This is a genomic window from Enterobacter cloacae complex sp. P43RS (assembly GCF_014930585.1).
Taxonomy (GTDB): Bacteria; Pseudomonadota; Gammaproteobacteria; order Enterobacterales; family Enterobacteriaceae; genus Enterobacter; species Enterobacter bugandensis.
The window spans coordinates 501,313-514,944 of the sequence record NZ_JADBRJ010000001.1 but is presented as its reverse complement, the minus strand read 5'-3'; the positions used below and the strand labels follow the sequence as shown (position 1 = coordinate 514,944).

Here is a 13,632-nt window from a genome sequence, read left to right as displayed (position 1 = left end):
TTTGGAAGCGCCGATAACCATAAGGAATAATTCTCCTTGAGGTATTGGTTTATGTCGTTGAAAAAGTCGTCCCTGATTGTCCTGTTCTCGCTGCTTTTGTTCTTTATCGTCAGCATTGTGACGAGCGTTGGCCTCATCATTAAAAGTAATAACTCGCTGGATAACGTAAACAAAGAGATCCAGGTGGTGCTGTCGATTATTGACCCCATCAACCACAGCCGTACGCTGCGCGTGCGGGTGATGGAATACGTGAAGATGGTGGAAGCGGGCAACGCGGCGGACGAGTCTGCAAAGCTTGCCGCAGTGAAAGAGGCGCTGACCAAAGCGGACAATGCCTTTGCGGCGTTTATGGCTTCGGCGCGTCTGACGGATGAAGCGCCGCTGGTGAGTGCCTATCAGGACGCCTGGCAAAACTACCGCAACCAGGGGCTGGCGCCGCTGATCGATGCCGCTGCGGCGCACGATGTCGCCAAATTTAACGCGCTGATCCCGGAAGTTTCCCGTCTCGACCGCCAGTACGAAATCGTGCTCGACCAGGTGCTTTCGGTCCACCAGAAATACGCCAAAAGCCTGAACGAGGATGCGAGCAGCAATTTCGTCTCCGGCCTGGTGATGATTGCCGTTATTGCCTGCCTGTTTGTGGTGGTGATCGTTGCAGTCAGCATCTTCATGAAGCGCTTTGTCTTTGCCCCGGTCAACCTGGCGCGCGAGCACTGCAGCCAGATTGCAGCTGGCAAGCTGGATGTTCCGGTGCCGGTGAAGGGTAGTTCAGGCAACGAAATCGACCACCTGATGGGTTCGATGGAGCAGATGCGTCAGGCACTGCTGGCGACCATCGCCCAGGTGCGCGATGCGAGCCATTCCGTGACGCACGCGGCGCAGGAGATTGCCGCCGGGAATATCGATCTGGCTTCGCGTACCGAGCAGCAGGCTTCCGCGTTGACCCAGACGGCGGCGAGCATGGAGGAGCTGAGCGCGACGGTGGCGAACAATACAGATAATGTCTGTCAGGCCGGAAAACTGGTGCAGGACGCGGTGAAAAATGCCCACACCGGTGAAGCGGTGACCCGCGAAGTCATCGACACGATGAACACCATCGCGGCGAACTCGAAGCGCATCGAAGACATTACCAGCGTGATCAACAGCATCGCCTTCCAGACCAACATTCTGGCACTTAACGCGGCGGTTGAAGCGGCGCGCGCCGGTACGCAGGGCCGCGGTTTTGCAGTGGTGGCCAGCGAAGTGCGCACTCTCGCGCAGAAAAGCGCGGTGGCGGCTAAAGACATCGAGAGCCTGATTGCGCAGTCGGTCTCCAGCGTCAAAAACGGTGCGGAGCTGGTGAGCCGCTCGGGCGAGGTGATTGATTCGATTATTTCGTCGGTGAATAAGGTGAATACGCTGATGGAGCAGATCTCCATCGCCTCTGAGGAGCAGAGCCGCGGGATCGGCCAGGTCGGGCAGGCGGTAACCGAGATGGATGGCGTGACCCAGCAGAACGCCGCGCTGGTGCAGCAGTCCGCGGCGGCAGCGGCCTCGCTGGAAGAGCAGGCGCAGCAGCTTTCGCGGAGTATTGCGAGTTTTAGTTTGCCGGTGCAGGCTTGATTTTATGAGGGAGGCTCCGCAGGGGGCCTTTTTTTGGCTTGCATAGTAAGTAAAATAAGCTATGCAAGGCTTCAGGTTAGCTACTAACAAAAAGCTACTTATTAGTCATATCCTTACCTGTTCTGAAAAATAAATTGGTAAGGATATCCGGAACACATCGAGGTTAATTCATAAAAAATCATTAACGATTATATACAGAAAGGGGCATTTTATGCCCCTATATAATTATAACTTGTTGATTTTAACTTTATCACCAACTTTAACATTTCGTAAGGGTTTTATTTTTTTTGCTTCTTCCGAAACAATTTTACTTGTGGGTAAGTTATTGTTTAGCCCAAAAGCCCATCGATTGCCTGAGTTGTTTCTATATATGTACTCTTCAGTAACAGGAGATTTTGTAACTTCCTCTGAAATTAAGGTTGTTATTTTTTCTTGTATATGTAGGGGTCTAACCCGTCCTTTTATTATTTCCAGCGTGCCTAAGCTTTCCCCAGTTTCAGGATCAATTACTTCATTTCCTAATTCAAAAATTATAAATCTATGATGCTCTTGAACCCCATGTGCTGAGCCTTTATTAAGAACGAATTGTGTATGGTCATCATAAACTAAAGCGATGACGCCAATATATTCGGTGCTCATAAATCAACTCCTGCATTTGTTAATAAGTCATATGGGATATTTGGTCTAACAATAAGACTAGAAAATCCTTTTTGTTGTAGGAGTCGCGTTTTTTCCTCGGATAAAAAGGATTTGATGATTTTTATTTGTATTATTTTTTCTTGTACATGAAATACATGGGCCGCAAAGGCTGGCCTTTCCATCTCTTCATTTACAAAATAAATCCCTATTATTATATTATTGGCGAAGGCTTCATTTCTTCTTATTAATAGTATCCCTTCTTCGTCAGGAAGACCAATGGGATGTTCAAAAGGAAGTGGTCTCTTCTTATTGAATTCTCTTTCTGAATTAATAATTATTTTTATTAACACTACTGTAATAGTTGCAAACACCCAAGTTAGAAAAATGAACCATTTAATTGAAAGTGAACTTGATGTGTTTAAAAACATAGTAACTATTGCAGAAAGGAAGCCGGCAGCCCCAAATGCTACTGATGAAAAACTAGGCAATAATGATTTAAGATTCACCTTTCCCTCGCCATTCTGCGGTACGAAATACTATTCAGGTATAGAACGTTTGAACTATTTCATGAAACCAAGCATATCCTATCATACTGCATATAAATGAGCATCTTTTCAATCTTTCATCTTGGACACACACTTAACGAAAACTCACGCGTGGTCCGTAACCCTATCAGTATCAGGTTAAAACTTACATGATGTTTTTTGATTCAAGTACTTGCAGGATAAACTCAAGTCTACTCTCTGTGGTTAGTATGGCAGGATGCTACGCTAAAAAACATTGCCATGGTGTGACGAAAAGGTGCGCAGGGGCTTGGCTAATATGCTTACTATAAAGGACAGCGGCGCTGATCTTCTTGGAGCGCGAAAATTGTTTACGATCATTTTGGGTCATGAGTACGAAATATACATTCACCCCAGCAATATTTCCCTCCCTCATCCGTCTACCTCATCACAAGCCATAATCAGTTACTGTAAACGAGGTAAACACCATGAGAGATTTTGAAATGCACGGCAGAGGTCACGGGCGCGGATTCGGTCGCCACCGTATGGGCAAGGGCTTAGTCATCGGCGCGGTGATTTTCATCGTGCTCGGCCTGCTGGTGATGTCCCTGTGGAATGCCTTGCTTCCGGCGATCCTCGGCGTGAAGGCCATTGGTTTCTGGCAGGCGCTGGGGATTCTGGTGCTGAGCCGCATTCTGTTTGGCGGATTAGGTTTCCGCCCGGGGATGTTTGGCGCGCACCGGCGGATGCACGAGCGCTGGATGAACATGACGCCCGAGCAGCGCGAGGCGTTTATTCAGCAGCGTCGCGAAGGCTTTGGTCGCCACGGCCGCGGTCACTGCGGCTGGCACGGCCATCGTGATGATAAGCGCGATGACGCCGCGCCCAAAACCCCGGAAGCAGAGTGAGCGAAATGAAAGCCGGGGAGGCGGGCGGATCCATGCTGATGTCGGCGCTCAACGCCTGCCGCGCCCGGCTGAAAGCCTTCATTCGCGGACGGACGTCCGTTCGCGATGATGCCGACGACATTTTGCAGGAAGTCACGTATCAGTTGATGAAAGTGGAGCAGCCGGTCGAAAACGTCGCCGCCTGGCTGTTCCGCGCGGCGCGTAACGAGATGACAGACCGGGCGCGTAAAAAGCGCGAGGTGCCGCTCTCCGGCTATTTTACGGGCGAAGACGAAGAGGGTTTTCCCGAGGACGAGCTGGCCGAAACCCTGTTCGGCGTACCGCAAACGCCGGAGGAGGAGTATCTCAAAACGCTGCTGTGGGAAGAGCTGGGGCAGGCGCTGTCTGAACTGTCGCCGCCGCAGCGGGAGGTGTTTGAAAAGACCGAGCTGCACGGCTACAGCATTAAAATGCTGGCAGAGGAGACGGGGGCCAGCGAGCATGCGCTTCTATCCCGCAAGCACAAGGCGGTGCTGTTTCTGCGCACGCGGCTGCGGGATATCTACGACGCGCTGACGGGTGAATAGCGGCGACAGACAAAACCTTACACTTCCGGCATTTGTAGATTCATCACTATCGTTTATGATCGGGGCGTCTTGTTACTCTGGAATATTATGCGCAACCGTCAGCTCCTCGGAAAATGGTTTTTGATCATTACCTGTCTCGCGATGGCGATTTGCCTCGTGCAGCGTGCGGTGATGCTCAACCATTTTTTACAGGGACTGGATCCGCAGATTTCACTGAGTGCAGATGCCCCAACCCAAAGCAGCACCGAGCAGTCCGGGCCATCGCCCTGCCAGCTGGGCGCCCAGTCGCTTCTTTGTGCCCAGCCTCTGTTCTTCGACGGCGCGCTGCCGGCTATCATTATCTTCTTCGCGCTGTTACAGCTGCTGACGCAAGGGCGGGCCTTTGCTCCCGCGGAACAGCCGGTTCAGGCACCGCCTCCCCGGATACACCTTAAAAACTGCGTTTTCCGTGAATGAAAATCATCGTCACCACACGATAATTTTTCACTGTTCACGGAGTAATACATGGTTAATCTCTTCAGGGGATTCGTCTTCCTGTGGCTGTCCTGCATCGGCGTTGCCCATGCGGCAGACACCGGCTGGCAGGTCTCCCCACAAAACGATCACGCCCGCATCCGCTTTCAGGCGGAGAGGGAACAAACGCACATTAAAGGCCTGCTCACCGTTGAGCTAAAGCCCGGCTGGAAAACCTACTGGCGATCGCCGGGCGAGGGTGGCGTCGCGCCAAAAATAAGCTGGCCGGAAGGCGTAACGGACAACTGGTCCTGGCCGGTTCCTTCGCGCTTCGATATCTCCGGCATGACCACGCAGGGGTATCACGATAAGGTCACGATTCCGATCGTTCTCGACGGGGTGAAGAGCGACGCGCTCAATGGAACGCTCACGCTCTCCACCTGCAGCAACGTCTGCCTGCTGACGGACTACCCGCTGCATCTCGATTTTACCCAGCCGGTGGATGAGGGCTTCCAGGCCACCTTCGAGCAAGCGATGCGCGCCGTTCCAGGCACGTCTGGCGTATCCACGGATCTCTCCGCCTGGCTCTCTGGCGACAAGCTGGTGATTACCGGTACGACGGACGGGAAGTGGGACAATCCGGGGATCTACTTTGACCCGCTGGAGGGTGACATTCTGCCAGGCGAGCCGGCCATTAAGCACGACGGCAATACGCTTCGGGTGACGGTACCCGTGACCGACGAATGGGGCGATAAACCCGCCTCGCTGGAAGGCAAGAGGCTGTCATTTGTGCTGACCAATGGCGGTAACGCGCAGCAAACCACCATGACCGTTGGGGCAACGCCCGCAGAGCCTTCCGCGCCTGAAGGAACGGGTAAAATGATACTTTTTGCCCTGCTTGGCGGATTGATCCTGAACCTGATGCCCTGCGTGCTGCCGGTAATGGGCATGAAGCTTAACAGCATCCTGCAGGCGGGATCGGACAGGCGCGCCATCAGGCTGCGCTTCCTGGCCACCAGCGCCGGGATCCTTACCTCCTTTGCGCTGCTCGCCGCGATGGTGACCGCGCTTAAGCTGACCGGGGCGTCGCTGGGGTGGGGCATTCAGTTCCAGAACCCGTGGTTTATCGGCCTGATGGTTGCCGTGACCTTCCTGTTTGCGCTGAACCTGTTTGGGGCGTTTGAGATGCTGCTCCCTTCTGCCGCCGCCGGGCGGCTGGCAACGGCAGGGGGCACAGGGCTTGGCGGCAGTTTCTGCGAAGGGATGTTCGTCACGCTGCTTGCCACGCCGTGCTCCGCGCCGTTCCTCGGCACGGCGGTTGCCTTTGCCCTTGGCGCGCCGCTGCACGCCCTGTGGCTTATCTTCCTGATGCTGGGCGTGGGCATGAGCCTGCCGTGGCTGTTTGTGGCCCTGGTGCCGAAAACGGCCATGCTGCTGCCAAAACCCGGCCGCTGGATGAACACGCTCAAAACGATCCTGGGCCTGATGATGCTGGCCTCCTGCCTCTGGCTGGTCACGCTGCTGAGCCTGCATCTGGGCGAGGCGGTCAGCCAGGTCGTGATGCTGGTGCTGATCGTTATCGCGCTGGCGCTGTTCGCGAAGAAGGGGCAAACCTCCTCGCCGTTGTTCTGGGTCGTGGTCATCGCGCTGTCGGTGTTCGGCGGGTATCAGCTGCGCGGGTTGCTCAACTCACCGTCTGACGCCACCACGCAAAGCGTTGCACAGACCATCCCGTGGCAGCCGCTCAGCGAGGAGGCCATTGAGCAGGCTCTGGCGCAGGGGAAACGGGTGTTTGTGGATATCTCGGCGGACTGGTGCGTGACCTGCAAAGTTAACGAGCACCGGGTACTGCGTCAGCCGGACGTTATTGCCGCGCTGAGTCAGCCGGACGTGGTGGCCCTGCGCGGAGACTGGAGCCAGCCCTCCGCGCTTATCGCGGAGTTTCTCGCGAAGCGAAACCGCTACGCCATTCCCTTTAATGAGGTCTATGGCCCCGGCACGCATGAGGGGGACATCCTCTCGCCGCTGCTGGACAAGCGCACCCTGGTCACCACCCTGAACAACGCAAAAGGCTAATGTATTATGAAAAAATTCCTTATTACGCTTATGCTCCTGCTGGCCTCGGCTCAGGTCATGGCAGCCCAGCCGCTGACGCCGGACCAGGAACAGCGTGCGCAGAAGATGATCGCTGATTTCCTGTTTAACGATCCGAACTCCCCGCGCATCGGCGCGAAAAATCCAAAGCTTACCCTGGTGGTGTTTACCGACTATAACTGCCCGTACTGTAAGAAATTCGATCCTTACCTGGAGAAGATCGTCGAAAAACACCCTGATGTGGCGGTGGTCTTTAAGTATTTACCTTTCCGCTCGGAAAGTTCGCTGACCGCCGCGCGCGACGCGTTAACCGTCTGGCGCGCGCATCCCGAGCAGTTTATGAAATTTAACCATACCCTGATGGCCAAAAAGGGATACCACGATGACGCCAGCATTCAGGAGGCGCAAAAGCGCGCGGGGGTGAGCGTCAGCGCGCCGGATGATGAGAGCATGGTGTCGATCAAACGCAGCATGATCGTCGCGGAAAAAATGGGAATTCAGGGCACGCCCGCCACGCTTATCGGCGAAGGGCTGCTGCCCGGCTGGGTTCCTTTTGAACAGTTCGACGAAATGGTCAGTGACGCACTGAAAAACCGCTAACCTGAAGGGGGCGGAATGCCCCCGACAAACCGGAGAGGGAAATGAAAAAATTACTGTTACTTTCGGCGCTGGCGACCTCAGGACTGGCCCAGGCCGCTGATGCCATACCGGATGTGGTGAAGCAGTTCAGCGAGCAGCAGCAGATCAAAATCATTAAGAAACTGGATGCCCCAGGCGGCGCACCGGCCTGGCTGGGGCAATATCAGGACATGGGCGTGACGCTGTTTTTAACGCCGGACGGCAAGCACGTCATTTCGGGCTATCTGTACGATGAAAAAGGAAAAAACCTCAGCGAAGGCTATTTCCAGAAAGAGATCTACGCTCCGATGGGGCGCGAGATGTGGAAGAACCTCAACGCGGCGCATCCCCTGAAGGAAGGGGCAGATAACGCCCCGCGTAAGGTGTTCGTCTTCGCCGATCCGTTCTGCCCGTACTGCAAGCAGTTCTGGTCTGAAGCGCAGCCGTGGGTGAAGGCGGGCAAGGTTCAGCTCAACACGCTGCTGGTGGCGTTTCTTAACCCCAACAGCGGGCGTAACGCCTCTGCGATCCTGAATGCGAAAGATCCGGTTTCGGCCTGGCGCGAGTATGAGCTCTCCGGCGGTAAAAAATTACCCAAGCCTGAAGGCGAGGCTTCCCGCGAAACGGTAGCGATCCTGCAGAAACACCAGGCGCTGATGGACAGCCTGGGCGCAAACGCCACGCCGGCCATTTACTATCTGAATGCGGAAAACGAACTGCAGCAGGTGGTCGGTATGCCGGACGCGCAGCAGCTTGAGGCAATGTTCGGGCCGAAGCCGTAAGAAATCAGGCAGAAACGGGGTGTTTCTGCCTGATAGTCACTTAGCTACCCCAGCGTCCTTTGAGGTAGTTCACCGCCTGCTGGGTCTGCGGCTGGTTCAGGTAATCTTCCCGGAACAGGATGGTGCCGTTCACGTTGGGTAGCGAATCGTTAAGGTCGAGCTGTTTTTTTAGCTCCGGCACGCCGCCCTGTACCGTCCAGTCCGGCTCATTCTTCGACGGTTCGCCCACCTTGTAGAACGCAATGCCGATATACAGGCGGGTGTGGGTCGGCTTGACGACGTCGGCCCACCATTTGGTCAGCACGTCGTAGCGCGCGGCGTCCCGGGAGAAGGGCCAGTATATCTGCGGGGCAATGTAGTCCAGCAGGCCCTGCTGCACCCACTGACGCGTATCGGCGTAGGATTCATCGTAGGCCGCGGCGCCGCGCGTGTCCGAACCCGCCGGGTCAAAGGAGCGGTTCCGCCACACGCCCGCCGGGCTGACGCCAAACTCCACGTTGGGCCTGGTCTGCTTGATCGCACGGGACACCTGCACGATCAGCTGCTGCGTATTGTGTCTGCGCCAGTCGGCTTTTGAGGCAAATCCCTGGCCGTACTGCCGCCAGGTTTGCGCGTCGTTGAGCGCGGATCCCGGCGATTCAGCGTAAAAGTAATCATCAAACTGCACGCCGTCTACCGGGTAGTTCGCCACCACTTCGGTCACCACTTTGGTTATCCAGTCACGCACTTCGGGAATGCCCGGGTCGAGAACAAAACGATCGCCGGAGACGCGTACCCATTCCGGGTGCTGAACATAGACGCTGGACGGGGTCAGATATGAAGTCCGGTTCAGGGCGGCGATGGTTGATGGCTTCGTGTTGGTCGACACGCGGTATGGGTTAAACCAGGCATGGACCTTCATGCCGCGCTTGTGCGCTTCATCCAGCATAAATTGCAGCGGGTCGTAACCCGGATATTCGCCGATGTTGCCCGTCAGCATATCTGACCACGGTAGAATTTTTGATGACCAGAGCGCGGTGCTGTCCGGCTTCACCTGGAAAAATACGGTGTTAATCCCGAGGCGCTTAAGGTTGTCGAGCTTGCCGATCAGCGCCTGCTTTTGCATGGTGATGCGCTGGTCGGCGCTGCGGCCATTCACCGAGGCCACCGGCGGCCAGTCGAGACGAGAGACGGTCGCCAGCCAGACCCCGCGCATCGGCTCGTTTGCCTGCTGCGTTGGTTTGCTGGCGGTGGGAAGAGGGGTAACCAGTGATTTAGGTGGTTTTGAGGAGCAGCTTACAAGTAAAAGCGCGCAGGCAGCCAGCGCACCGATCCGTTTTACGTGTCGCGTCATTTGCGTATTAGCTCTTGATAATCCGACTGTTAGCCCAGGGATTAAAGGCGGGCGCCGCCTGTTCTGCGCTTTCCTCATCGTTGAGGGAATCCAGATACAGGGCTTCAACTTCCGCGCGCGCCCACGGGGTGCGGCGCAGGAATTTCAGGCTCGATTTAACGCTGGGATCTTTTCTGAAACAGTTAATTTTGATGCGGTCGCCCAATTCGCTCCAGCCATACTTCGCCACCAGGGCGTTGACCATCATCTCCAGCGTTACGCCATGTAAAGGATCTTTGGAAATGTGTGCAGTCATAGGCGTCCGGATGTCTCGATTTTTTGGGGATTGGGTTAAACGCTGAAAGGTTACAAGAAAGCAGGGGAAGCGGCAATTTTCCTTTTCCCCTCGCTCACTTTATGACGGACTCCGTGCGCTGATTTTCACCGACAATTTTTCCCGCGCTGTTTTCAATCGTAAACCGAATCGACACGTCGTCCTGGCCCACGGGCGTAGCCGTCAGCGTTTTGACCATCGTTCCCGAGTCTGCTGCGATCGTCATCGTCGTCGTGCCTTTAGCCAGCACCTTGTCGCGCTGCGTGATACGCCAGGTCAGGCGGCATTCGCTGCACGGGAGAGCGGCAGGGGGCTGATGCTCATATTGCTGAGCGTCGATCGTTTCACTGTTGAACGCGTGGCGGGTAAAAATATCGCCACGCTTGAAAAGAAAATACGCGTATGACATACGGGCCATACGCGCGTGATTTTATTTCTTATCGGCAAACAGCTCCGGCGCCCACGGACGCGGATCCACCTCCATAAACGGCGCGCGCTCGAAGCGGTCCTTCAGCGCCCACGGCACCGTGCAGTCGAAGATCGTCTTGCAGGAAATGCCGTTGCCGCGAATCGAGGTGCTGTAATCCGGCGACTGGGACGGATCCAGCTGGTGGCCGCGGATCCCCGGAATATTGGTGATGCTCACATCGCCCTGCATGCGCGTCGTCATCGCCCACAGGATGTCGTCGCTGTCGAAAATATCCACATCTTCGTCGACAAGAATAATGTTTTTCAGCTCCGAATAGGTGGCTAAGGCGATTAGCGCCGCCTGGCCCTGGCGTCCTTCGTCTGACGGCTGGCGTTTTTTCACCTGCAATATGCCGAGGAACTTACCGCCGCCCGCGGTATGGGCATAGACGTTTTGCAGGAAGCCCGGAATTGCCTCTTCAACGGCATTACGGATGCTGGCCTCGGTCGGCAGTCCGGCCAGCGTGGTATGTTCTTCCCCCGGTCCCACCAGCGTCTGCAGGATCGCGTGGTTGCGCATGGTCACGGCTTTCACTTTGATCACCGGCAGGGAGGGATTCGCCTCACCGCAGTAGCCCGGGAACTCCGGCATCGCGTGGCCAGTGTTGGTATGCTGATCCTCTCTTACGCGCACGCCCGGAAGCAGTTCTCCTTCTATGATGATTTCCGCCCGTGCGATGGCTTTCTCTTTGACCGCCACGCCCTGCACCAGCTCGACCGGCTGCTGGCGCAGCGCCCCGGCGACGCCCAGCTCGTTGTAGCCAAACGGCGTGGTAGGGGCCTCAAAGCATGCGCCGATATAGATGGCGGGGTCGAGACCCATGTTGATCGTCACCGGCAGCGGTTTTCCGGCATCCTCCGCTTTTTTACGGAAGACTTCGATATGTCGCCCGGCGGCAAGGAACATGGAAAGCTCGTCGCGCTCCTGCACGCAGAGGCGGTGAATGGTGACATCCGTCAGCGAACTGTCTTCCGGATCGCTTGCCAGCACCAGCCCCAGGCAGAAAAACGGACCGGCATCAATTGGCGTATTGGTCGGTGCCGGAAGCAATTTGCGAAGATCGAAGTCAGGATCGTCAGCGTAGAAGACCTGTTCCTGGCAGGGGGCCTGCGAGGCCGGAACGACAACAGGTGCGACCGGCTTTTTCACCGCATGGCCAACGTGTTTTGCCAGTTCAGACGGTTCGCAGCCTAACAGCAGCGCCGCGCGCTCGCGGCTGGCGTGCATGCCTACCAGAATGCGGGAGCCCGGATAGCCCTTAACGCTGTTGAACATCATGGCCGGACCCGTGCGGGTCGGACGTTTTACCGTGCCGCCTGCGCCGATATGGCGATAGACGCCCGCCAGTTCCGCGTTGGGATCGACCGGATGATCGGTTTCAATATACTGGCCTTTGTGGCGCTGCAGTAAGGCGATGGCGCTGCGGAGATCGTTGACTTGGTTTTCCATATTTTCCTCCCTCGGTTGAATACCTCCATTTTTATGGCAAAGACCAATAGCATCAATTTCATCATTTCTGTTAAATTGATAAGTAAATTTATATCAATAAAGGGAGACGTCTCGTGCAGTTTCGTCAGATGCGCCACTTCATTGTCGTAGCCGAAGAGCTCCACATGCACCGGGCCGCCGAGCGACTGAACATCGCCCAACCGGCGCTGAGCCAGCAGATAAAGGCGCTGGAAGAACGTTTAGGCGTCACGCTTTTCAGCCGGGCGAACCGCCGCTTAACCCTGACGCCCGCGGGCGAAGCGTTTCTGGTCAAAGCCCGGCTTGCCATCTCGTTGACCGAGCAGGCGGTGCTGGATGCCAGACAAACGGCACGGGGCGAGCAGGGGGAGTTAAACCTGGGGTGCGTGTCGAGTGCGATGTTTGACGGCAGGCTACCCGCCGCGCTGCGCCAGATGCACAGCCGCTGGCCGGCCATTACCATGTCCCTGATGACGGGAAATGTGCAGACGCTCTACGCCGCCGTGCAGAGCAACCAGCTGGACGTGGCCATCATCCGCGCGCCGCTGCCGTCGCTGCCTGACGATCTGCAAAGCCGGCCGTTCACCTCGGAGAAAACGGTGCTGGCGCTCTCTCGTCAGCATCCGCTCGCCGGATCGTCCGCGCTGACGCTTTCGTCGGTGAGAGACGAAAAATGGATCTCGCTGCGCGATCCGGAGGGAATGGGGCTGGAGCAGTACTTCTATGACGCCTGCAGCGGGGCGGGCTTTCAGCCGGACGTGGTGCAAAACGCGACCGACGTGCCCACGGTGATAAGCCTTGTTGCGGCCGGATTTGGGCTGGCGCTGCTGCCCGCGTCGGCAAAGGCAGTGAGCGTTGAGAATGTCGTCTACGTGGACATCCTCGACCGGCTGCGGGAGAGCGAACTCACCCTGGTTTGCCACCGGATTATTCGTTCAGAAGTGCTTAAAAAGTTTCTGGTCACGCTCGATCACACCTGACGTCCGGCGGCCCGCAGCAACTGCCCGCGCAGCCAGGCGTTCGCCGGATCCTGGCTGTTTTTCGGGTGCCAGTACATGTTGATGGTAATGGGCTGGAGCGGCAGCGGAGGTGGGAAAATATCCAGCGTGCTGGCAAACTGCTTCAGCATCCGTTCCGGCAGGGTACATACCAGGTCGGTACCGGCAACCAGCGCAGGCGCCATAGCGTAGCTCTGGGTGGACATGGCAACGTGTCGCTGATAGCCCAGCCCGGCGAGGGTTTGGTCGACAAATCCGGTAAAGGGATCTCCCGCCGACGACACCACCAGATGGGAAAGCGCGCAGTAACTTTCCAAATCTAACGGACCTGTTCCACGCGGATGAGCTTTGCGCTGGGCGGTGGCAAACGCGTCTTCGAGAAGTTTGCGCCTCACCCATCCGTCATGGGCGCCCGCGCTAACGCCGATGTAGATATCCACATCACCGTTTTCCAGCTGCTGCGGCAGGTCTACCATCTCCGGCAGGGCGAAGCGCAGGCGGATGCCGGGGGCATCGGTACTCACCTGGTTAAGCAGCGCGGTGCCGAGCATCAGCGCCGGGTTTTCATGTAGCGCGATAACAAATGTCCGGCTGCTGGTGTGCGCCTCAAACGTGGTGGGGGCGAACATCGCGCGGATGCCGCGTAGCACGCTTTCAACTTGTGGCCTCAACGCCTCCGCTCTCGGTGTGGGTAACACCCCACGTCCGTGTGGGGAGGGAATAAACAGCGGCTCGCCAAAGAGCTTGCGCAGACGCGCCAGGCGGGCGGACAGCGCGGGCTGGCTGATGCCCAGCCGCGTGGCCGCATGAGTGATGTTCCTGTCCTGAAGCAGGGCGTCCAGCGCCAGGAGCAGGTCGATGTCCATGTCAGATATACGCGACATCAC

15 protein-coding genes are annotated in these 13,632 nt (G+C 56.6%); 8 read left to right on the top strand and 7 right to left on the bottom strand.

Annotation, left to right across the window (positions count from 1 at the left end; translation table 11 throughout):
- Positions 1 to 51: 51 nt before the first annotated feature.
- The gene (locus IM294_RS02470; protein ID WP_126818093.1) at positions 52 to 1,602 is read left to right on the top strand and encodes a methyl-accepting chemotaxis protein; all 1,551 of its coding nucleotides are present in this window, start codon (positions 52 to 54) and stop codon (positions 1,600 to 1,602) included.
- A 225-nt stretch (positions 1,603 to 1,827) separates the two neighbouring features.
- On the opposite strand, the gene IM294_RS02465 is transcribed toward IM294_RS02470, so the two are convergent.
- The gene (locus tag IM294_RS02465) at positions 1,828 to 2,241 is read right to left on the bottom strand and encodes a hypothetical protein (protein ID WP_126818092.1); all 414 of its coding nucleotides are present in this window, start codon (positions 2,239 to 2,241) and stop codon (positions 1,828 to 1,830) included.
- Positions 2,238 to 2,747 (bottom strand): hypothetical protein, encoded by a 510-nt coding sequence (locus tag IM294_RS02460; protein WP_126818091.1) that lies wholly within the window; start codon positions 2,745 to 2,747, stop codon positions 2,238 to 2,240. Before IM294_RS02460 ends, IM294_RS02465 begins: the two co-directional genes overlap by 4 nt.
- A 485-nt stretch (positions 2,748 to 3,232) precedes the next feature.
- On the opposite strand from IM294_RS02460, the gene IM294_RS02455 reads away from it, so the two are divergent.
- From IM294_RS02455 to dsbG, 6 genes are all read left to right on the top strand, one after another.
- The gene (locus IM294_RS02455) at positions 3,233 to 3,652 is read left to right on the top strand and encodes a hypothetical protein (RefSeq protein WP_028013212.1); all 420 of its coding nucleotides are present in this window, start codon (positions 3,233 to 3,235) and stop codon (positions 3,650 to 3,652) included.
- Positions 3,653 to 3,657: 5 nt separating this feature from the next.
- Complete coding sequence (locus IM294_RS02450) at positions 3,658 to 4,218, top strand: RNA polymerase sigma factor (RefSeq protein ID WP_063154475.1); 561 nt, start codon at positions 3,658 to 3,660, stop codon at positions 4,216 to 4,218.
- An 87-nt stretch (positions 4,219 to 4,305) separates the two neighbouring features.
- Positions 4,306 to 4,674 carry a hypothetical protein gene (locus IM294_RS02445; protein ID WP_126818090.1) on the top strand — a complete coding sequence of 123 codons (369 nt, stop codon included), beginning with the start codon at positions 4,306 to 4,308 and terminating at the stop codon, positions 4,672 to 4,674.
- A 48-nt stretch (positions 4,675 to 4,722) separates the two neighbouring features.
- Entirely contained in the window at positions 4,723 to 6,747 is a 2,025-nt protein-coding gene (locus IM294_RS02440; RefSeq protein ID WP_126818089.1) for a protein-disulfide reductase DsbD, read from the top strand.
- Between the two features lie 6 nt (positions 6,748 to 6,753).
- The gene (locus IM294_RS02435; protein WP_126818088.1) at positions 6,754 to 7,365 is read left to right on the top strand and encodes a DsbA family protein; all 612 of its coding nucleotides are present in this window, start codon (positions 6,754 to 6,756) and stop codon (positions 7,363 to 7,365) included.
- A 41-nt stretch (positions 7,366 to 7,406) separates the two neighbouring features.
- Positions 7,407 to 8,165 carry a thiol:disulfide interchange protein DsbG gene (dsbG, locus tag IM294_RS02430; RefSeq protein ID WP_047365124.1) on the top strand — a complete coding sequence of 253 codons (759 nt, stop codon included), beginning with the start codon at positions 7,407 to 7,409 and terminating at the stop codon, positions 8,163 to 8,165.
- A 40-nt stretch (positions 8,166 to 8,205) separates the two neighbouring features.
- On the opposite strand, the gene IM294_RS02425 is transcribed toward dsbG, so the two are convergent.
- The 4 genes from IM294_RS02425 to IM294_RS02410 all read right to left on the bottom strand — a co-directional run bounded on the left by IM294_RS02425 (position 8,206) and on the right by IM294_RS02410 (position 11,729).
- Entirely contained in the window at positions 8,206 to 9,498 is a 1,293-nt protein-coding gene (locus IM294_RS02425) for a glycoside hydrolase family 10 protein (protein WP_028013206.1), read from the bottom strand.
- 7 nt (positions 9,499 to 9,505) lie between these two features.
- Positions 9,506 to 9,793 (bottom strand): VF530 family DNA-binding protein, encoded by a 288-nt coding sequence (locus tag IM294_RS02420; protein ID WP_041909918.1) that lies wholly within the window; start codon positions 9,791 to 9,793, stop codon positions 9,506 to 9,508.
- Between the two features lie 94 nt (positions 9,794 to 9,887).
- A complete protein-coding gene (locus IM294_RS22205; protein WP_185860348.1) occupies positions 9,888 to 10,220 on the bottom strand; it encodes a hypothetical protein in 333 nt (110 codons plus the stop codon).
- A gap of 21 nt (positions 10,221 to 10,241) precedes the next feature.
- Positions 10,242 to 11,729 carry a UbiD family decarboxylase gene (locus IM294_RS02410; protein WP_126818087.1) on the bottom strand — a complete coding sequence of 496 codons (1,488 nt, stop codon included), beginning with the start codon at positions 11,727 to 11,729 and terminating at the stop codon, positions 10,242 to 10,244.
- A gap of 113 nt (positions 11,730 to 11,842) precedes the next feature.
- On the opposite strand from IM294_RS02410, the gene IM294_RS02405 reads away from it, so the two are divergent.
- A complete protein-coding gene (locus tag IM294_RS02405) occupies positions 11,843 to 12,727 on the top strand; it encodes a LysR substrate-binding domain-containing protein (protein WP_028013191.1) in 885 nt (294 codons plus the stop codon).
- Here IM294_RS02405 and IM294_RS02400 read toward each other — a convergent pair.
- Positions 12,718 to 13,629 (bottom strand): LysR family transcriptional regulator, encoded by a 912-nt coding sequence (locus tag IM294_RS02400; RefSeq protein ID WP_126818086.1) that lies wholly within the window; start codon positions 13,627 to 13,629, stop codon positions 12,718 to 12,720. The genes IM294_RS02405 and IM294_RS02400 overlap by 10 nt on opposite strands.
- Positions 13,630 to 13,632: the final 3 nt, after the last annotated feature.

Coding starts and splice junctions, on each gene's coding strand:
- IM294_RS02410 (WP_126818087.1), bottom strand. CDS start 11,729: ATGGAAAACCAAGTCAACGATCTCCGCAGCGCCATCGCCTTACTGCAG.
- IM294_RS22205 (WP_185860348.1), bottom strand. CDS start 10,220: ATGTCATACGCGTATTTTCTTTTCAAGCGTGGCGATATTTTTACCCGC.
- IM294_RS02420 (WP_041909918.1), bottom strand. CDS start 9,793: ATGACTGCACACATTTCCAAAGATCCTTTACATGGCGTAACGCTGGAG.
- IM294_RS02400 (WP_126818086.1), bottom strand. CDS start 13,629: ATGTCGCGTATATCTGACATGGACATCGACCTGCTCCTGGCGCTGGAC.
- IM294_RS02450 (WP_063154475.1), top strand. CDS start 3,658: ATGAAAGCCGGGGAGGCGGGCGGATCCATGCTGATGTCGGCGCTCAAC.
- IM294_RS02465 (WP_126818092.1), bottom strand. CDS start 2,241: ATGAGCACCGAATATATTGGCGTCATCGCTTTAGTTTATGATGACCAT.
- IM294_RS02470 (WP_126818093.1), top strand. CDS start 52: ATGTCGTTGAAAAAGTCGTCCCTGATTGTCCTGTTCTCGCTGCTTTTG.
- IM294_RS02455 (WP_028013212.1), top strand. CDS start 3,233: ATGAGAGATTTTGAAATGCACGGCAGAGGTCACGGGCGCGGATTCGGT.
- IM294_RS02445 (WP_126818090.1), top strand. CDS start 4,306: ATGCGCAACCGTCAGCTCCTCGGAAAATGGTTTTTGATCATTACCTGT.
- dsbG (WP_047365124.1), top strand. CDS start 7,407: ATGAAAAAATTACTGTTACTTTCGGCGCTGGCGACCTCAGGACTGGCC.
- IM294_RS02440 (WP_126818089.1), top strand. CDS start 4,723: ATGGTTAATCTCTTCAGGGGATTCGTCTTCCTGTGGCTGTCCTGCATC.
- IM294_RS02425 (WP_028013206.1), bottom strand. CDS start 9,498: ATGACGCGACACGTAAAACGGATCGGTGCGCTGGCTGCCTGCGCGCTT.
- IM294_RS02435 (WP_126818088.1), top strand. CDS start 6,754: ATGAAAAAATTCCTTATTACGCTTATGCTCCTGCTGGCCTCGGCTCAG.